The sequence below is a fragment of the Methylobacterium sp. Leaf466 genome, assembly GCF_001425565.1.
Classification (GTDB): domain Bacteria; phylum Pseudomonadota; class Alphaproteobacteria; order Rhizobiales; family Beijerinckiaceae; genus Methylobacterium.
This window is the reverse complement of sequence record NZ_LMRC01000032.1, coordinates 83,511-101,463: the sequence shown is the minus strand read 5'-3', so window position 1 is coordinate 101,463 and position 17,953 is coordinate 83,511. Positions and strand designations below refer to the sequence as shown.

The following is a 17,953-nucleotide window of genomic DNA, read 5'->3' as shown; positions in this document are numbered from 1 at the left end:
CTCAGGCCTTTCCGGACAGGCCGAGGCGTTCGCCGGAATAGCGGCCCTCGCGGATCGGGCGCCACCACGATTCGTTGTCGAGGTACCAGCGCACGGTCTCCTCCAGGGCCTCCTCGAACACCTTGGTGGGGACCCAGCCGACCTCGGCCTCGGACTTGGTGGGGTCGATGGCGTAGCGGCGGTCGTGGCCGGGGCGGTCGGCGACGTAGGTGATCAGCCGCTCGTGCGGGCCGGCCTCCGGGCGCAGCCGGTCGAAGGCGGCGCACAGGCCCTTCACCACCGCGAGGTTGTTGCGCACCGAGCGGCCGCCGAGGAGGTAGGTCTCGCCGAGCTTGCCCTTCTCCAGCACCGCCACGAGGCCGCGGGCGTGGTCCTCCACATGGATCCAGTCGCGCTCGTTGAGCCCGTCGCCGTAGACCGGCAGCGGCTTGCCCTCCAGGGCGTTGAGGATCATCAGCGGGATCAGCTTCTCGGGGAAGTGCCGGGGGCCGTAGTTGTTGGAGCAGTTGGTGACCAGCACCGGCAGCCCGTAGGTCTCGTGCCAGGCGCGGGCCAGATGGTCGGACGCCGCCTTCGACGCCGAATAGGGCGAGCGCGGGTCGTAGCGGCTCTCCTCCGTGAAGAACCCGCCCGGCGGCAGCGAGCCGTAGACCTCGTCGGTGGAGACGTGGAGGAAGCGAAAAGCCTCGCGGTCGGGCCCGGTGAGGCCCTCGTAATAGCCGCGGGCCGCATCGAGCATCACCTGCGTGCCGATGACGTTGGTGCGGATGAAGGCGCCCGGATCGGTGATCGAGCGGTCGACGTGGCTCTCGGCGGCCAGATGCATCACCGCCTGCGGCCGGAACGCGGCGAAGGCGGCGTGCACGGCCGGCGCGTCGCAGATGTCGGCTTCCACGAGGCGATGGCGCGGATCGTCGGCCAACGGCTGCAGCGAGATCGGGTTGGCCGCATAGGTCAGCGCGTCGAGGGTGAGGACGTCGTGGCCGAGGTCTTCCACCAGATGCAGAACGAGCGCCGAGCCGATGAAGCCGCAGCCGCCGGTCACCAAGATGCGCATGCCATCATCCGTCATTGCTGGTCGCCGCCATCGACCGATTCGGCGACGACGCGAAGCACAACCTTGCCAGCGCCGCCGCCGCCGGGCGGGCGGAGAGGGTTTCTCCGGTCGATCGGCCGGCCGTGTCGGTCGGCTGTACTTGGGGATCGTGGGCGGGGCAACCGCCGATGCCGCGAGAATCCCTCGCGCCGGGCGCCGGCCTATTCGGCGGCATCGCTCGTCATGACAGAGGCTTGCGGGCTCCGGCGCTCCGGATTGATGGCGGCGAGCGCCCGCTTGGCCGCCTCCAGCGGATGCTCGGATTCGATGCGCACGGAGGTGAGGTCGGGGTTCTTGTAGACCGTGACGATGGTGTCCATCACCTCGGTCAGCGTGGTGCGCTTGTCCTCGGGCGCGGCGATCAGCAGTTGCAGGCCCCAGGCCTGGTAGAGGTCGACCAGGGCCTGGGAGTTGCGCACGTCGAGCTTCGAGAAGGCTTCGTCGAGGAGGCACAGGCCCAGCCCCGGGTTCTCGTCGCCGGGGCGGTCTCCGGGGTAGTAGGCCGAGGCGAGGGAGGCGGCGATGGCCACGTAGAACGGCGCCTGCGCCTCTCCGCCCGAGCCACGCAGGGCCCGGTTCGACATGGTGGTGCGGTTGCCCGCGGCATCGCGCATGCCGATCTCGTAGACGAAGTAGTTGCGGTAGTCGGCCAGCCGCGCCGCGCTCTCCTCGCCGGCGATCAGCGCCGAGATCTCGGCGATGGCCGCCGAGAGCGGCCCGTCCGCCGGCGCCCCCGCCTCGGGCAGGATCGCCTGGGCGGCGTCGGGCGAGCGGGCGACCTCGGTGGCCAGCGCATGGACGGCGGCGTAGCGCCGGTCCACCGCCGCCTCGAAGGCGTAGGTCTGGCCGGTGAAGCTCTGGGTCGAGAGCCGTTCGTTCAGGGCGTCGAGGCGGGTGCGGACCCGCTCGAACTTGTCGGCGAGCCGGGTCAGCAGGTCTTCCGTCATCAGCCGGCGCATCTCGCCCTCGGCGCGCAGCGCCTGGTCGCGGTAGCGGCGCAGCTCGTGCCCGGCGACCTCGTCGTGGGCGCGCACGACCCAGGCGTAGCCGAAGGAGGCCGGCACGTCGCCGCGCCCGAGCGGATTCTCGAGCCGCCACTGGGCGCAGTATTCGGCCAGATCCCGCTCGGCGGCGCGCCCCTGCGTGCGGGCGGTCTCGGCCCCCTCGCGGGCGGCCTGGCGGGCGGCGTTGGCCACAGCGGCCAGGTCCTTCGCGTCGAGCCCGGCCGCATCCGCCCGCGCCCTGGCCACCGCCGCCGGATCGAACCCGTCCGGACGCACGAGGCGGATGCGCACCCTGTCGCCGCCGCTCCAGCGGGCGTGGGCGCTACGGCGGGCGGCCAGCGCCGCGCGGGCCGCCTCGCGGGAGGCCGTCACCTTCGCCTTCAGCCCGGCCTCCTCGCCCAGCAGCGCGTCGCGCTTGGGCTCGAGCACCTGCACCAGTTCGGTGAGATAGGCCGAGCGCTCGGCCTGCAGGTCGCGGATCTCGGCCTCCAGGGCGCCGGTGTCGGCCTTCTCCACCGCCTCGCGCTCGGTGGTGAGGCTGCGCCGCCGGCCCTCGATGGTATCGGCCTCCTCGCGCAGGGCGGCGACGTCGAGATCGGCCTCGCCGAGGCGTTTTCCCAGCACGGTGGCGCTGCGGGCGGCCTCGCGCAGCACGTCGGCCTGCGAGCGCAGGCGCCGGGCCTCCGCCACCGCCTGTTCCAGCGCCTGCCGGCCCTCGGCGGTGGGCCCCCGGCTGCCGCGGGTCATCATCAATTGCACCGGGCGCACCACCGAATAGGCCATGCCCGAGGTCGAGCGCCCGCTCGGCGCCACAGCCCGGCTCATCCGCGACAGGGCCGCATCGTCGGGGGCGAGGTCGTAACCGCCGAGCCGGGCGGCGAGGAAGGCCATGGCGTGGGGATCGTCCGATGCGATCAGCGAGAGCGGGCCGACGTCGTCGCGCCCGCCCCGGCGCCGGGCGGTGTCTGTGGTCTTGACCAACAGGCAGCGGTAGAACTGGCTCTTGCGCGCCTCCAGGTGGGCGAAGGCCTGGGCGAGGCGGTCGGGCTGCACCACCAGGGCCTCGCGGGCGCCGCCCAGCAGGCCTTCCAGGGCCGGGCCCCAGGCCGGATCGACGATCTCGGCGAGTTCGCACACCGGCACCGCCTCGATGCCCAGGCGCGCGAGTTCGTCGCGAAAGCCGGCGGTGTCCGAGGACAGCCGCCCCGCGCTGGTGCGACCGCCGGAAAAGGCGGCCGAGAGGCTCTGAACCTGCGTCTCCTCGGCACGGGCGCGCAGGGCCATGTCCTCGGCGGCCCGGTCGAGGGGCGTGGCGATGTCGGGCAGGGCGGAGAGGTCGGCGACGAGGCGCGCCAGCGGCCCGTCCGGGCGCAGGCTCTCGTCGGGGGGCGCGTCCCGGCGCAGCCCCGAGCGGGCGCAGGCCTCCACCACCCGCGCCGCCTGCGGGTCGATCCGGCGGATCTCGGGAAGGATCGCGGCGAGCTTGCCCGCCTCGAGCACCAGGCCGACGAGGTCGCCCACCCGGGTCCCGAGGTCGCGCCGGTCGCGCGCCAGCATGGACAGGCCGGCATCGGTGGCGGCGAGCCTGCCCTGCGCGGCGGTGCCCGCCGCCAGCGCCTTCTTGGCGGCGATCTCCCCGTCGATGTCGCGCACGAAGCCCTGGCTGGCGGCGACGCTCTCGCGGGCGATGCGCAGGCGCTCGGCGACCTCGCCGAGGCGGGCCCTCGCCGCGCTCCAGTCGAGGAGCCGCCGGCGCAGGTCGGCCCCGGCGGCGCGCACCTCGTCGAGGGCGGCCGACAGGCTCGCCTCCGCCCAGGTCTCGTAGCGGGTGAGCAGGCGGCGCAGATGCGAGAGCCGCCGCTCCAGCTCCTCGATGGTCTCGAGGAGCCGACGCCAGTTCTCCACCGACTGGCGGATGCGGGCGACGTCGAGCGGCTCGGGCTCGAGCACGAAGGAGCGCACGAAGGCGCTGGAATCGAAGATCGGCTTGAAGGCGACGGCGTTCGAGAAGGTGCGCAGGAAGTGGCGCGGCTCGGGCGCCGGGGCGCCCTCGCGCAGGAGGGCGAGCACCTGCGCCGTGAAGCGCTCGCCCGAGGAGCGGAATTCCTCGAAGCGCCGCGACACCAGGCGCAGGTCCTTGGCGATCTCGGGCCAGGGGGCGACAAAGCTGCCCTCCGGCGTCTCGCGCACGTAGTCGCCGATCTCGAACCGGTGCCCTTCCGCGATGAAGCGCGACAGGGTGGTCTCGCGGCTGTCCTCGGCGCGGGCGGCCAGCGCCAGCCCCACCGAGACGACCCGGCCGGTGGCGGCGTTCTCGAACACCAGGACGATCAGGGTCTCGCAGGCCTCGCGGGTGGGGCGCCCGCCCTCGGCCGGGTCGCTGATCCAGCCCAGGCAATAGTCGCGCACCGTGCGTGCGCTGCGCCCCGAGGCGGACGCGTTGAGCGCCAGCCGGCTGGCGTTGTTGCCGGCCAGCACCGTGCCGACCGCATCGAAGATCGTTGACTTGCCCGCCCCCGTCGGCCCGACCAAGGCGGTCGCGCCCCGGATCCGGATCTGCTCGCGCCGGATCAGGTACCAGTTGGAGAGGACGATGTCGGTGAGGCGATACACTCCGAGGGGCCCGGCGATCCGTGAGGGGTGGCCGTCCAGTTGCCCCGACTCGCGCGGCCGGCGCAAGCGATGGGGCCGGCATGGCAGGGGATCGCTGGGCAGGGGATCGCTGGGCAGGGGATCACGGGGTCTGGGTCCGGAGGCCATGCACGGGACGCGGCACGGCGTTGCCTGGCACCCCTCCAACCCAGCCTGGCACCCCTCCGGCCCAGCCTGGGACGACGCCTCCCATCGGTGTCGCCGGGAGCATTCGGCAACGATGTTTCCGAATAATCCCGAGTTTGCATTTTAAAACATCGGATTATACGGTGACGAGAAAGCAAACGTCATCGGAACGAGAAGTCATGCGCCTTATCAATGGCGTCGAATTCATCGACCAGCGTGTCAATCGTGACATGCGCGGCGACCTGCTGGCCTTCGAACACTTCAGCAACGTTCCGTTTCCGATGGAACGGGTGTTCGTCATGAAGGTCTCGTCGTCGGAGGTGACCCGCGGCGGCCACGCGAATTCCTGCGACGAGCTGATCGTGGCCTTGACCGGGTCGGTGGAGATCCACGTCGACAACGGCGACGAGCGGACCGCCATCGGCCTCGACGGCTACGACCGGGCCCTGTGGATCAAGCCGGGGATCCTGATCCACCTGCGCGACTTCCGTCCCGGCACCCTCCTCCTGGTATGCGCCTCGGCCCGCTACGGCGAGACCCGCCACTACGACGGAGCCCAGCCGCATCTCTTCATGGCCGATTGCCTCGCATGATCCCGCAGGCGGCCCCACCGCGCCGCATCGCCCGCTTCCGACCCGAGATCGACGCCGCGGTGTCCGCTGTCCTGAGAGGACCCGACTACATCCTCGGTGCGGCGGTGGACGCCTTCGAGACGGCTTTCGCGCGCTACTGCGGCCGTGGCCACGGCATCGGCGTCGCCTCGGGCACGGATGCCCTGGCGCTGACGCTGCGCGCCCTCGGCACCGGCCCGGGCGACGAGGTGATCCTGCCGGCCCTCACCTTCGCCGGGAGCGCACAGGCGATCCTGCAGTGCGGGGCCCTGCCCCGCTTCGTCGAGGTCGATGCCGCCAGCCGCTGCATCGATCCGGCCGCGGTGGCGGATGCGGTGACGGCCCGCACGACCGCGATCATGCCGGTGCACCTGTTCGGGTATCCGGCCGACATGCCCGCCCTCATGGCCATCGCCGGCCGGCACGGGCTGGCGGTGGTGGAGGATTGCGCCCAGTCGCACGGGGCCACCCTGGAGGGTCGCCGCCTAGGCACCTTCGGGCACGCGGCGGCCTATTCGTTCTATCCCACCAAGAACCTCGGCTGCGTCGGGGACGGCGGCGCGGTGGTCACCGACGATGCGGCGCTTGCCGGCCGGGTCCGCTCGCTGCGCGCCTACGGCTTTTCGCCCGGGGGTCGCGTGAGCCAGACCCTCGGCTTCAACGCCCGGCTCGACGAGATCCACGCGGCGATCCTGCTGGCGCTCTTGCCCCATTGCGATGCCGGCAACGCCGAGCGCCGGGCTATCGCGGCGCGCTACCGGGCGGGTCTGGCGGCCTGTCCGTCCATCGTCCTGCCGCCGGAGGCGGAGGGCTGCGTCCACCACCAGTTCGCCATCGCGCATCCCGACCGCGACCGGCTGAAGGAGCATCTGGCCGGCGCCGGCATCGGCACCGCGGTGCATTACGCGCCCGGCCTGCACCGGCACCCCGCCTTCGCCGGGGGCGCGGCCCACCCCCTGCCGATCACCGAGAGGCTGAGCGACACCCTCCTGAGTCTGCCGATCCAGCCAGAAGTGATCGGTGACGTCGCCGATGAGGTCGCCGAGCGGATCGCGCAGGCGGTCCTGACCTTCGCCGAGGCGGGCCCGCGATGACCGGGATCCTGCTGTTCGGAACCGGCTCGCCGATCCTGGTCGACGTCGAGGAGAGCCTGCATCGCGCGGGCATCCCCATCGTCGCCGGCGTCCGCAACCGGCCGGGCGCCTGCCACCTGGGGGAGGGGGTGCGCCCCCTCGATGTCGCCGACCTCGACGAAACCCTGCGCGCGATTGCGTTCGTGGTGCCGCTGTTCACCCCCGCCCACCGGCAGGCCGGGGCGCGGGAGGCGGGGGCGGCCGGGCTCGTCACGCCGTTCACGCTGGTCGATCCCACCGTCGCGACGCCCCGCCGGATCGACATCGGGCCGGGCACCTACGTCAATGCCGGCTGCTCGCTGGGCGCCCGTTCGGCGTTCGGCGCCCACGTCTTCATCAACCGCGGGGCCAGCATCGGCCATCACGCCCGCTTCGGGGACTTCGTCTCCATCGGCCCCGGCGTCGTCGTGGCCGGCCATGTCACCATCGGGCGCGGCGCGGTCGTGGGGGCGGGCGCCACGATCCTGCCCGAACTGACCATCGGCGAGAACGCCGTCGTGGGCGGCGGCGCGGTGGTGACCCGCGACGTGCCGCCGGGCGCCCTGGTGCTCGGGAACCCCGCCCGCATCGTCCGGCGGGACATCGGCGGCTACAAGGGACTGCCCGTCACGTGAAGCTCCCCGTCGTCCACCTCTACACCGTGTGCTGGGACGAGGCCGACATGCTCGGCTTCTTCTTCCGCCACTACGATCCCTTCGTCGATCGCTACGTGATCTACGACGACGGCTCCACCGACGGTTCGCGCGAGATCCTGGCGGCGCATCCGAAGGTGGAGCTGCGCAGCTTTGCCCGGGTCGAGGCCGAGTCCTTCGTCCTGTCGCACAAGGCCATGCAGGACGAGGCCTGGAAGGAGAGCCGCGGCCGGGCCGACTGGGTGATCGTCACTGCCATCGACGAGCATCTCCATCTGCGCGGGCGGGGCATGGCCGACTACCTCGCCGAGCAGCGGGAGCGCGGCGTCACCCTGATCCCGGCGCTCGGCTTCGACATGAACGCCGAGGCGATGCCCGACGACGCCGGCCTGCTGGTGGAGCGCGTCACCCGCGGCCGGCCGCGGGCCGCGTTCAACAAGCTCAGCGTGTTCGACCCCGGCGCCCTGCACGAGACCGGCTTCGGGCCGGGCCGGCACGCGGCCGAGCCCGTGGGCGCCCTCCACCTGCCCGCCCGCGACGACCTGATGCTCTGGCACTACAAGCACCTCGGCTTCGACCGGAACGCGACGCGGGAGGCGACGCAGGCCCTGCGTCTCGGCAAGGTCGACCTCGCCGAGGGCTACGGCCAACACTACCGCTGGACCCGGGAGCGGCTGCGCGGGTTCTGGGACGAGATGGAGGCCGGGTCCACCGACCTCTCGGGGCCGGACATGGTCCCCGACGAGGCCTGCGTCCGCCCGCTGTGGTGGGAGGCGGCGGAGGGGATCGCGCGGGTCGCGGCGGCGCCTCTCCCGCCGGCCGTCCCGGCGACCCTGGACGCCGCGCCCACGGTCTCTGTCCTGATCAAGGCCTACAACCACGCGCCCTACGTGCGCCAGACCATCGAGAGCGTGCTCGCCCAGCCGTTCCAGGACTTCGAGATCGTCGTCACCGACGACGGCTCCACCGACGACACCCTGGCGATCCTCCAGGCGTTCGACGATCCCCGCATCCGCCTGGAGGCGCACCCGCGCAACCTCGGCATCTCGGCGGCGATGAACGCCACCATCGCCCGCGCCCGCGGACGCTACCTCGCGATCCTGAACTCCGACGACTGGGCCCTGCCCGGACGGCTCGCCCGCCAGGTCGCCTTCCTCGAGGCGAACCCTCAGGTCTCCCTGGTGTTCGGCCAGCCCCGCCCCGTCGGCGAGGACGGGCTGCCGGCCGCGCCGTTCAACGATTTCACCGTGCCGCTGCGGTTTCCCGATTTTTCGCGCCGGACCTGGCTGCGGCAGTTCTTCTTCGAGGGCAACTGCCTGTGCGCCCCCACCGCCATGATCCGGCGCGAGGCCTACGAGGCCGCCGGCGCCTACGACCCGCGCTTCGTCAATCTGCAGGACCTCGACATGTGGATCCGCATGCTGATCGCGGGCCACGGCATCCACGTCCTTTCCGAGCCCCTGAGCGCGTTCCGCATCCGCTACAACAACGCCAACACCAGCGCTCCCACGGTGGAGGCGATGCTGCGCTTGCAATGCGAGATCACTCGGATCCTCGACCGGTTCGCGGGCATCGACGAAGACCTGTTCCGAGAGGTGTTCGGCGAGGAGGGCGGACCCGCCACCGACCCGGTCGCCCTGCGGGTCGCCGCGATCGCACAACGGCAGCCCCACACCTACATGCAGCGCTTTGCCCTCGACACCCTCTATACTCATGCCCGCACCCCGGACGAGATCGACCGGCTGCGCGTCTGGTCGGGCACCCTCGACGTCTACAACCTGCGCACCCTCCAGCACCTCGAGCGGGAGATCCACGGCCGGGACCACGCCGTGGCACAGCTGACGCAGACGGTGGCGGAGAAAGACCTCCGCTACGATCGGGAGGTCGCCGACCTGACGGCGGCGGTGACGGACGCCGAGCGGCGGGCCGCCGCCCTGGCCGAGACCGACGCGCGGCGCCGGGCCGACGCCGAAGACCTGGAGGCCCGCCTGCAGGAGGCGGATGCCGCCATGGCCGACTTGCGGACACGACTGGAGGCGGCCCTGGCCTCGCGCCTGCGCATGCGCGAATCGCTGTCGTGGCGCTCCACCGCGTTCCTGCGCTGGATCGGGCGCACGCGGCGGGCGCTCAGGGCCCGCTGACGCGCCTCACCGCCCCGGCAGCGAGGACGCCGCGTTCTTCAGGGCGGCCTTTCCGTCGGCCATGTCGGGGGCGTCGATGCGGCGGTAGCGGGCCTGGACGAAGCTGAACAGGCCGAAGGCGAACAGGCCGGCCGCGGTCAGCCCCAGGAGCACCCATCCGAACGGCTGGCTGCGGAGGAAGACGAGGGATTCGCCCAGGCCCTTCACCTCCGAGGAGCGGCTGTGGACGGCGGCCAGGACGAGGAAGCCGCCGATGAGCGCGAACACCACTCCGCGCGCGGCGAAGCCCAGCCGGCCGAGGGGGACCGCCCAGGACCCGGCGCCCGCCGGCAGGGCGAGGTGCTTGACGACGTCGCCCGACCAGCCCTTGCGCAGGAAGCCGAGGCCGATGCCGATCACCACGAGGCCGACGATCCCGGTGAGCCACTGCCCGAACGGCTGGCCGAGCAGCCAGGCGGTCCAATCCTGCGCGGCTTCGTTGTCCCGGCTCGACAGGGCGAGGCCGAGGGCGAGCTGCCCGGCGCTGAGCGCCAGCGCCGCGTTGGTCAGCCCGCTGACGACATGGGCGGCGCGCACCGCCAGACCCTTGCCCGAGCGCCCGTGGCGATCGGCGTCCGTGGCGGCCTCGACGATCCGCCAGACGGCGAAGCACAGCAGGCCCAGGGCGACGAGCCCGAGCCAGATCCGCCCGAACGGCTGCGTCAGCAGGGCGGTCAGGGCCGACTTGCTGCCCCCGGTCTGGCCGCCGGTGCCGACGGCGGCGAGGACGGCGAGCCCGCCGACGAGGCAGTAGACCGCCCCGCGGGCGCCGTACCCGAGCCGGGCGATGTGTTCGAGCGTCGGCGCGTCCATGCGAAACAACGAGGCTCTCCGGCAGGTGCGGCCGGAGGCGATCGCCGAGCCGGCTAAGGCCACGGGAAACGACCCAGGGCGTTCGGCCGTTCCCCCGTCACCCTTCGTCTTCACCGCGCGAGGCCCAGGCCCGGACCTGGTCCATCCAGGCGTCGGGCGAGAGCACCGCGATGCCCGGCAGCACCATCAGGGGCGTGATCCGCTCCGCCTTGTCGCGTTCGCCCAGGCGCAGCGCGCCTTTGCGGGCGAACAGGCGCAGGATCTCCGTGAGCCGCGTCTCCTCGGGCGGATCGCTGCGGGCGGCGGTGCGGATCGACTCGGCGATGTCGTCGGTGGTGCATTCGACCACCCCCTCGGTGGTGACGCGGTGGTCGCGCAAGCCCTCCTCGTAGGCGAGGCGCAGGGCCAGCAGCACCAGGGTCTCGTCCTTGCGCAGGCGCTCGGCCTGGCCGTCGTGGCGGACCCCGTCGGTCGGAACCCGCAGGAACACCATCTGGTCGCGGTGCGAGACCTCAAAGCCGTAGCCGAGGCCGGAGAAGTAGCTCTGGAAGAACGGCGCGTAGTGCCGGGCGATCTCGTAGGAGCGGCCGATGCCCGGCGTGCCGGCATAGACGCACTGGCTCTTGAGCAGCACCTGCAGGGCGCGGGTGAGTTCGGTCTCGTCGGGCGCGCGGGCCCCGGGGGGAGGGGGCTCGTCGCCGTCGACGATGGCGCGGAAGGCTTCAAGCATGGCGGACCGGCTGGCGTTCGGATCGCCTTCCTCCTAGCACGGGCCGGCGGGCCGTCCTCCCCGATGACAAGCCGGGAACATGTCCCGCAAAAACCCGATTCCCAGAACGTCCCGCTCGCGAAGAACCTCGTCCGGGACCCGATCGCCCGCGGCGCGTGGCCGGGCGCGGTGAAAAACGATCCTTTGTCGGGTATACCGCCGGTCGCATGGACGAGACCTCGAAGGACCACACGACCGAGCCGTCGATCCCGCGGGACTCCGTCGAGCAGCTCTTGCGCGACGAGACCCGGATCGGCGCCGAGATCGCCGGCACCGACGGCGGCTTCGATCCGTTCCCCGCGGCCGTGCGCGCCACGCGCATGCCGATGGTCATCACGAACCCGCGCCTGCCCGACAATCCGATCGTCTTCGTCAACGAGGCGTTCTGCCGTCTCACCGGCTACGACCGCGAGGAGATCCTGGGCCGCAACTGCCGGTTCCTGCAGGGGGGCGAGACCGATCCCGACGACGTGGCCCGCCTGCGGGAGGCGCTGGCGGTGCCGCGGGCCGTCGAGATGGACATCCGCAACTACCGCAAGGACGGCACCCCGTTCTGGAACCGGCTCCTGCTGGCGCCGGTCACCGACGCGGCCGGGGCGCTGGCGTATTTCTTCGCCAGCCAGCTCGACGTCACCCTCGACCGGGACCGCCTCTGCGCCCTCGAGACCCAGAACGCGATCCTGGCGGCGGAACGGCAGGCCAGCCGGGAGCGCCTGGCCTTCAGCGAGGTCTCGCACCAGCTCGCGGTGGCGGCGGCCGAGATCGGCACCTGGGACCTCGACCTCTCCACCGGCGTCCTGACCTGGTCGGACCGCACCAAGGCGATGTTCGGCATCTCGCCGGACGTGCCCTGCTCCATGGACGACTTCTACGGCGGCCTGCACGCGGAGGACCGGGACGCGACCGTCGCCGCCTTCGCCTCGGCCCTCGATCCGCTGCAGCGGGCGACCTACGACGTCGAGTACCGCACGGTCGGCAAGGAGGACGGCCTCGTGCGCTGGGTCGCGGCCAAGGGCCGGGGCCTGTTCGACGAGGGCGGCCGCTGCCTGCGGGCGCTGGGCACCGCCATCGACATCACCCGCCGGCGGCAGGCGGACGAGGCGTTGCGCGCCAACGAGGCCCGCCTGCGCTTCCTCGACGACCTGGGGGTGGCCACCGCCAAGAGCGTGGACGCCGACGCCATCCTGGCCACCACCACGCGGATGGTGGCCGAGCACCTGTCCCTGTCGAACTGCGCCTACGCGGACATGGACCCGGACGAGGACGGCTTCACCATCCGCGGCGACTGGGCCGCACCCGGCTCCCCCAGCATCGTCGGTCACTACAGCCTGGCCGCCTTCGGCAGGCGTGCGGTGCGCGACCTCGGTGCCGGCGAACCGCTGATCGTCAACGACAACCTGGCGGAGCTGGCGCCGGAGGAGGCCGCGACCTTCCAGGCGATCGGCATCGCCGCCACGATCTGCATGCCGCTGATCAAGGACGGCCGCCTGACCGCCCTGATGGCGATCCACGACCGGGTCCCCCGCACCTGGACCGCGCACGACCTGACCCTCGTCCGCGAGGTCACGGAACGCTGCTGGGCCCATATCGAACGGGTCAGGGCGGATGCGGCGGTGCGCGAGGCGGTGGATGCGCTCGCCGCCCTCAACGCGACCCTCGAGGAGCAGGTGGCGGCCCGCACCGGCGACCTGATGGCGGCCGAGGAGGCCCTGCGCCAGGCCCAGAAGATGGAGGCGGTGGGCCAACTCACCGGCGGCCTCGCCCACGACTTCAACAATCTGCTGGCCGGCATCTCGGGTGCGCTCGAACTGATGCAGACCCGGATGCAGCAGGGCCGCTTCAACGACGTCGAACGCTACATGGCCGCGGCGCAGGGGGCCTCGAAGCGCGCCGCCGCGCTGACCCACCGGCTGCTCGCGTTCTCCCGCCGCCAGACCCTCGACCCGAAGCCCACCGACGTGAACCGCCTCGTGGCGGACATGCGCGAGCTGATCCAGCGCACGGTGGGGCCGGCGATCCCGATCGACGTCGCCGCCGCCGCCGGGATCTGGCCGGCCCTGGTCGACCCCTCGCAGCTCGAGAACGCGCTCCTGAACCTGTGCATCAACGCCCGCGACGCGATGCCGGAGGGCGGCCGCATCACGGTGGAGACCGCCAACACCCGGTTCGACGCGCAGGCGGCGCGCGGGCACGACATGCCGCCGGGGCAGTACCTGTGCCTGAGCGTCACCGACACCGGCATCGGCATGCCGCCGGAGGTGGTGGAGCGAGTGTTCGAGCCGTTCTTCACGACCAAGCCGATCGGGCAGGGCACGGGCCTCGGGCTCAGCATGATCTACGGGTTCGCCCAGCAGTCGGGCGGGGAGGTCCGCATCACGTCGGAGGTCGGCAAGGGTACGACGGTCTGCATCTACCTGCCGCGGCACGAGGGCGAGATCGCGCCGGAGGAGGCCCCCACCGACATCGCCCGGCTGCCGCGCTCGGTCCAGGGCGAGACGGTGCTGGTGGTGGACGACGAATCCACCGTGCGCATGCTGATCGCCGACGTCCTGGCGGACCTCGGCTACACCGCCATCGAGGCGTCCGACAGCGCGGCGGGCCTCAGGGTGCTGGAGTCGGACGTGCGCATCGACCTGCTCATCACCGACGTGGGCCTGCCCGGCGGCATGAACGGACGCCAGATGGCGGATGCCGCGCGCGCGCGCCGGCCGGCCCTGAAGGTGCTGTTCATCACCGGCTACGCCGAGAACGCCGCCGTCGGCAACGGCTCGCTCGCCCCCGGCATGGCGGTGCTGACCAAGCCCTTCGCCATCGAGACCATGGCCGCCCGCATCCGCTCGATGATCGGGACGTAGGCCGTCCCGTCATCCCATTTCCGGGTGATCACGTCGTGATGCGGACATGGGCTTCGCTCAGGCGCCGTGCGGGCTCGGTGATACGGGTCCCGCTCGATTCGAGTGGAAACCGTATCGCCCGGCAATCCGAGGCAAGCGGGCGGTGGATCGGCAAGGACCCCGCCGACGACGCGACGGCGTCGGCGGGAGCGCGCCCTCACGACAGGGTGGTGAGGTCCTGGAACCAGTGCTGGGCCTGGGTGTAGCCCTTCACCTTCGGGGACAGGGCGTGGGGATTGGTGTCGTGGACGACCCAAACCTGCACCGCGTCGTCGACCACGATCTCGTGGATACGCGCCAGCATCGCGTCCTGCTCCTTGGGGTCGAGACTCTGCTTGACCTTGTCGCAGAGGGCGTCGACCTCCGGGTTGCGGTAGTGGCTCCAGTTCACGCCGTTGGGGGAGATCTGCTTCGAATCGTAGAAGCGGATGATGGCGTAGAGCGGGTCGGAGGTGACGTAGGCGACGTTGCTGGCGGTGATGCCCTTCAGGCTCGGATCGGCCGCGCCCTGGCGCCAGGCGGTGTAGGCGACCTCCTGCTCGACGGTGCGGAACTCCACCGCGATGCCGATTTCGGCCCAGCTCTGCTGGATGAACTCGTTGATGGGCAGGGACAGCATCTGCCCGGTGCCGCCGGTGGGGATGATGAACTTGGCCTTAAGCGGGTTCTGGGCCGAGTAGCCGGCGTCCTTCATCAGCTTGCGGGCGGCGTCGATGTCGGTGCCGACCTTGAAGGTCGGCTTGCCGAACCACGGGCTCGAGCGCTGCACCTGGCCCTCGGCCGGGGTGGCGAGCCCGCCCATCAGGGTGGCCACGCCCTCGCGGTCGATGGCGAGGTTGGCCGCCTTGCGCAGGCGCAGGTCGCGCCACGGGCTGCCTTCGACCATCGACAGGTGGTAGTTCCAGACGTGGGGCGTGTCGTTGCCGACGATGCGCATGCCCGCGGCCTTGAGGCGGGGCACCGAATCGGGGGCGGGCAGTTCGATGAGGTCGACGCTGCCGCTGAGCAGCGAGTTCACCCGCGACAGGTCCTCGGGCAGGCAGCTCAGGATGAGCCGCGCGAGCTTCGGGGCGCGCTTGGGGTTCCAGTAGGCCTCGTTGGGCACGAGCTCGGCCCGCACCCGCGGGGTCAGGCCGGCGAGCTTGTAGGGGCCGGTGCCCGAGGGCTCGAAGGCGAACTTCGCCCAATCGCGGCCGACCTTCTCGTACTGGGCCGGCGACGACACCAGGAACCACAGCATCTGGTAGGGGAACAGCGAGTCGGCTGCCTTGGTCGTCACCTGGATCGTGGAGGCGTCGAGCTTCCTGTAGCTGGCCACCGAGGGCAGGCGCGGGCGCACCTGCGCCGCCTGGCGCTGGTCGAAATGCGGGGCCTCCTTGTTGAGGACCTTGTCGAAGTTCCAGATCACCGCATCGGCGTCGAGGAGCGAGCCGTCGTGGAATTTCACGCCTTCGCGGATCTTGAAGACCCAGTTCTTGCGGTCGGCCGGGTCGCTCTCCCAGGAGGTGGCCAGACCCGGCACCAGCTTTCCGGGGCGGTCGGAGACGTCCATCTCCCAGGCCACCAGCGGATCGTAGAGGGTGAAGCCCGTGAACTGGTAACCGCCCGCACCCCGGTCCGGCTGCCCGGTGGTGAGCGGCAGGTCGCTCATCGAGATACCGTAGTTGAGGGTGCCGGCGGGAGCCCCGGCAGGGGTGCCGGTCGTCGTCTGCGCGAAAGAGCGCGACGCACCGGGACCGAGGGCGGCCAGCGCCGCCGCGCCGCCGATCAGACCGCGGCGGGTGAGTGACAGGGGATCCATGACCGGCTTCCCATTCGTTTCATGTGAAACACCCCGCCGGGGGCGAGGATGTATGCACTTCACTGGAGAGAATATTATTTTCTGTAAAGTGGAAACAATGGGCGCCCTCTGACCTGAATTGGGCAGATTGCATACAGTTTACGCAACGCCGTCGAACGAATCGGTTGGGCGAGACAGGGGGCGGTGCCCGACCGTCCAAAGCCGACAGCGGGACCCGCGACCCGCCTTCCTCCCCGCGAGGGGGAGGGGGATGCGCCCCCCGCTGGGCCTCGCCTCAGCGCTCCCGCACCACCCGCAGCCCGGTCCGTTCCAGCAGGAAATCCGGGCAGTCGAGCCAGCCGTTGGAGACACGGCCCTCCAGGCGCGACAGGCGGTAGCGCTGGCCGAGCGCGCCGTCGAACAGCACGTCGAGCTCGCGCAGGCGCTGGAACACCACGAAGGCGTCGACGTCGGTCACCCGGATCTGCGAGCCGCGGATCGCCGTCGATCGGCCGAGCTGGCCCTCGACGAAGGCGATCATCCGTTCGGGCGTCACCGCCACCCGCTGGCGGAAGGCGTCCTTGGCGGCGATGAAGGCCTCCACCGCGGGATCGAGCCAGATCTCGGGCAGCGGCTCGGCCAGGATCGGGCGGCGGGCGTTGCGCGGCCGGTAGAGGTGGGGCTCACCCACCGGCGGGTGCAGCAGCGAGACCTGAGCCATCGGCGGCGGATCGGGCGGGGTGCCCGTCGCTCCCACCGCCCGCAGGGCGGCGGCGACCCGCTCGATCCGGTCGGAATCGCGGTGGTCGAGGTAGCGCAGGGCCGCCGCGATCCGCCGTTCGAGCCGGGCGACCACCGCGTCCACCGCATCGAGATGCCGGTCGAGCCCCTCGAAGACCGCCAGGATCTCGGCCAGGTCGCCGCGCACGGTCCGTTCGGCGCTTCCCAGGTCCGGGGCGCGGCCCTCGCGCAGGCCGGCCTCCGCCAGGGCGCGGATGGTGAGGGCGTCGCGCAGGGCCCGGGCCGCCTCGCGCACGATGCCGGAGCGGAAGCGGAACGGGTTCAGGCGGGTGTGGAGGGTGCGGTAGTCGCTGACCAGGTGGCGGGCGACGAACTCTTCGAAGTAGAGCCGGAAGGCGGCGCGCTGGTCGTCCTCGCGCAGGATGCGCTCCTCGACCTTGCGCATGGCCCCGGCCAGGCTGCGCAGGTGGCCGAGGAAGGCGCGCGACGCCTTGGCGGCATTGACCAGCGCCTCCGAGCGGTCGGCCGGGTTGGCGATGGCGCTCTCCAGGCTGCCGAGCACCTCCAGCACCGCGCCGCCGTAGGAGCGGGTCTCGCCCCTGTCGAGCCGGGCCAGCTCCTCGATGAGGAGGCGGGCCTCGGGGTCGAACTCCACCACCGGCACGTAGCGCTCGCGCCGCTCCGTCAGCCAGCCGGCATCGAGCAGGCGCCGGTAGATCGCCGAGCGGCGCTCGACCGGGTCCGCCGGGGTGGTCTCGTCGTCGGCGATCTCGCCCTGGCTGAAGGCCTCGGCGAAATCGCCGATCTCGGTGAGGAGTTCGCCCTTGCGCAGGGGGTCGGCGACGTCGGCGAAGACGCGGGTGTGCAGGTGCAGCAGCAGGGCCGCGTTGAAGGCCCGGCTCGGGGAGGCCAGCGGCCGGAACAGGTCGTCGGAGAGGCGGGTGAACAGCATGGGTCCAGCGCAGGACAGACGGCCGGGCCGGCGTTTGTCAACGCCGCGGGCTCCCCCTTCAGGCGGTGATCCCGTGCTTCGTGAGCAGGCGCTCGGCGCTGTCGTTCCAGACCTCCATGGTCACGATCACCCCGTCGCGCACGGTGAAGCGGTCGACGTAGCGGTTGCCCTCGAAGGGGGTGCCGTCGGGCCAGGCGCCGTAGAGGGTGCCGAGGCTGTAGACCGTGGTGACGCCGTCGCCCGGCACCACGTCGAGGCGTTCCATGCGCTTCTTCACCCAGGCGTAGCGGCCGGCGTTGAAGGCGGTGACCTCGCGCGGGTGGTGGAACAGCCGGGCGCCGGTGAAGGTGATCGGGATGCCCGGCGCCATGTAGCCCGCCGCCCGCTCGGGGTCGGGCACCATCGAGGCTTCGAGATAGGCGGTGACCACGGCCGCGTCGCGCTGCGTCGTGTCGGTGGCTGGTCCGGTGGTCATGGATGGGGTCTCCTCGAGAGGGCGGCAGGATCGGGTCCGGCGGCAGGATTGCGCGAATCGCGCCGAAGTGTATGCATCAAGTGCATGCAGTTTGG

12 protein-coding genes are annotated in these 17,953 nt (G+C 71.7%); 5 read left to right on the top strand and 7 right to left on the bottom strand.

Annotated elements, in window-relative coordinates; translation table 11 throughout:
* Position 1 precedes the first annotated feature (1 nt).
* Together rfbB and ASG59_RS14195 are read right to left on the bottom strand one after the other, a co-directional pair.
* Positions 2–1,057 (bottom strand): dTDP-glucose 4,6-dehydratase, encoded by a 1,056-nt coding sequence (gene rfbB, locus ASG59_RS14200; protein WP_056409680.1) that lies wholly within the window; start codon positions 1,055–1,057, stop codon positions 2–4.
* Between the two features lie 200 nt (positions 1,058–1,257).
* On the bottom strand, positions 1,258–4,713 hold the full coding sequence (locus ASG59_RS14195; protein ID WP_056409512.1) for an SbcC/MukB-like Walker B domain-containing protein: 3,456 nt from the start codon (positions 4,711–4,713) through the stop codon (positions 1,258–1,260).
* A gap of 344 nt (positions 4,714–5,057) precedes the next feature.
* Here ASG59_RS14195 and ASG59_RS20810 point away from each other — a divergent pair, with 344 nt between their 5' ends.
* From ASG59_RS20810 to ASG59_RS14175, 4 genes are read left to right on the top strand one after another with little or no spacing between them, the layout of a single operon-like run.
* On the top strand, positions 5,058–5,471 hold the full coding sequence (locus ASG59_RS20810) for an FdtA/QdtA family cupin domain-containing protein (protein WP_056409510.1): 414 nt from the start codon (positions 5,058–5,060) through the stop codon (positions 5,469–5,471).
* On the top strand, positions 5,468–6,583 hold the full coding sequence (locus tag ASG59_RS14185; RefSeq protein ID WP_056409508.1) for a DegT/DnrJ/EryC1/StrS family aminotransferase: 1,116 nt from the start codon (positions 5,468–5,470) through the stop codon (positions 6,581–6,583). Before ASG59_RS20810 ends, ASG59_RS14185 begins: the two co-directional genes overlap by 4 nt.
* Positions 6,580–7,236 (top strand): acetyltransferase, encoded by a 657-nt coding sequence (locus tag ASG59_RS14180; RefSeq protein WP_056409506.1) that lies wholly within the window; start codon positions 6,580–6,582, stop codon positions 7,234–7,236. Before ASG59_RS14185 ends, ASG59_RS14180 begins: the two co-directional genes overlap by 4 nt.
* Entirely contained in the window at positions 7,233–9,395 is a 2,163-nt protein-coding gene (locus ASG59_RS14175) for a glycosyltransferase (protein ID WP_056409503.1), read from the top strand. The genes ASG59_RS14180 and ASG59_RS14175 overlap by 4 nt, the downstream gene beginning before the upstream one ends.
* A gap of 6 nt (positions 9,396–9,401) precedes the next feature.
* Here ASG59_RS14175 and ASG59_RS14170 read toward each other — a convergent pair whose 3' ends face one another.
* Both ASG59_RS14170 and ASG59_RS14165 read right to left on the bottom strand, forming a co-directional pair.
* Positions 9,402–10,247 (bottom strand): DUF1206 domain-containing protein, encoded by an 846-nt coding sequence (locus ASG59_RS14170; protein ID WP_056409501.1) that lies wholly within the window; start codon positions 10,245–10,247, stop codon positions 9,402–9,404.
* Between the two features lie 97 nt (positions 10,248–10,344).
* The gene (locus ASG59_RS14165; RefSeq protein WP_056409499.1) at positions 10,345–10,977 is read right to left on the bottom strand and encodes a DUF4194 domain-containing protein; all 633 of its coding nucleotides are present in this window, start codon (positions 10,975–10,977) and stop codon (positions 10,345–10,347) included.
* 206 nt (positions 10,978–11,183) lie between these two features.
* Between ASG59_RS14165 and ASG59_RS14160 the strand changes: the two genes are divergently transcribed.
* On the top strand, positions 11,184–13,871 hold the full coding sequence (locus tag ASG59_RS14160) for a PAS domain-containing protein (protein WP_056281469.1): 2,688 nt from the start codon (positions 11,184–11,186) through the stop codon (positions 13,869–13,871).
* Between the two features lie 196 nt (positions 13,872–14,067).
* Here ASG59_RS14160 and ASG59_RS14155 read toward each other — a convergent pair whose 3' ends face one another.
* The 3 genes from ASG59_RS14155 to ASG59_RS14145 form a co-directional block, all read right to left on the bottom strand.
* Entirely contained in the window at positions 14,068–15,711 is a 1,644-nt protein-coding gene (locus tag ASG59_RS14155) for an ABC transporter substrate-binding protein (protein WP_056409497.1), read from the bottom strand.
* A gap of 274 nt (positions 15,712–15,985) precedes the next feature.
* Entirely contained in the window at positions 15,986–17,383 is a 1,398-nt protein-coding gene (locus ASG59_RS14150) for a Wadjet anti-phage system protein JetA family protein (protein WP_055880525.1), read from the bottom strand.
* Between the two features lie 58 nt (positions 17,384–17,441).
* Positions 17,442–17,858: a nuclear transport factor 2 family protein gene (locus tag ASG59_RS14145; protein WP_055880522.1), complete on the bottom strand. Its 417-nt coding sequence runs from the start codon at positions 17,856–17,858 to the stop codon at positions 17,442–17,444.
* Positions 17,859–17,953 lie beyond the last annotated feature (95 nt).

Bases quoted from the DNA above. Each gene is read 5' to 3' on its own strand.
- ASG59_RS14145 (WP_055880522.1), bottom strand. From the start codon at position 17,858: ATGACCACCGGACCAGCCACCGACACGACGCAGCGCGACGCGGCCGTG.
- ASG59_RS14165 (WP_056409499.1), bottom strand. From the start codon at position 10,977: ATGCTTGAAGCCTTCCGCGCCATCGTCGACGGCGACGAGCCCCCTCCC.
- ASG59_RS14170 (WP_056409501.1), bottom strand. From the start codon at position 10,247: ATGGACGCGCCGACGCTCGAACACATCGCCCGGCTCGGGTACGGCGCC.
- rfbB (WP_056409680.1), bottom strand. From the start codon at position 1,057: ATGCGCATCTTGGTGACCGGCGGCTGCGGCTTCATCGGCTCGGCGCTC.
- ASG59_RS14180 (WP_056409506.1), top strand. From the start codon at position 6,580: ATGACCGGGATCCTGCTGTTCGGAACCGGCTCGCCGATCCTGGTCGAC.
- ASG59_RS14155 (WP_056409497.1), bottom strand. From the start codon at position 15,711: ATGGATCCCCTGTCACTCACCCGCCGCGGTCTGATCGGCGGCGCGGCG.
- ASG59_RS14160 (WP_056281469.1), top strand. From the start codon at position 11,184: ATGGACGAGACCTCGAAGGACCACACGACCGAGCCGTCGATCCCGCGG.
- ASG59_RS14150 (WP_055880525.1), bottom strand. From the start codon at position 17,383: ATGCTGTTCACCCGCCTCTCCGACGACCTGTTCCGGCCGCTGGCCTCC.
- ASG59_RS14185 (WP_056409508.1), top strand. From the start codon at position 5,468: ATGATCCCGCAGGCGGCCCCACCGCGCCGCATCGCCCGCTTCCGACCC.
- ASG59_RS20810 (WP_056409510.1), top strand. From the start codon at position 5,058: ATGCGCCTTATCAATGGCGTCGAATTCATCGACCAGCGTGTCAATCGT.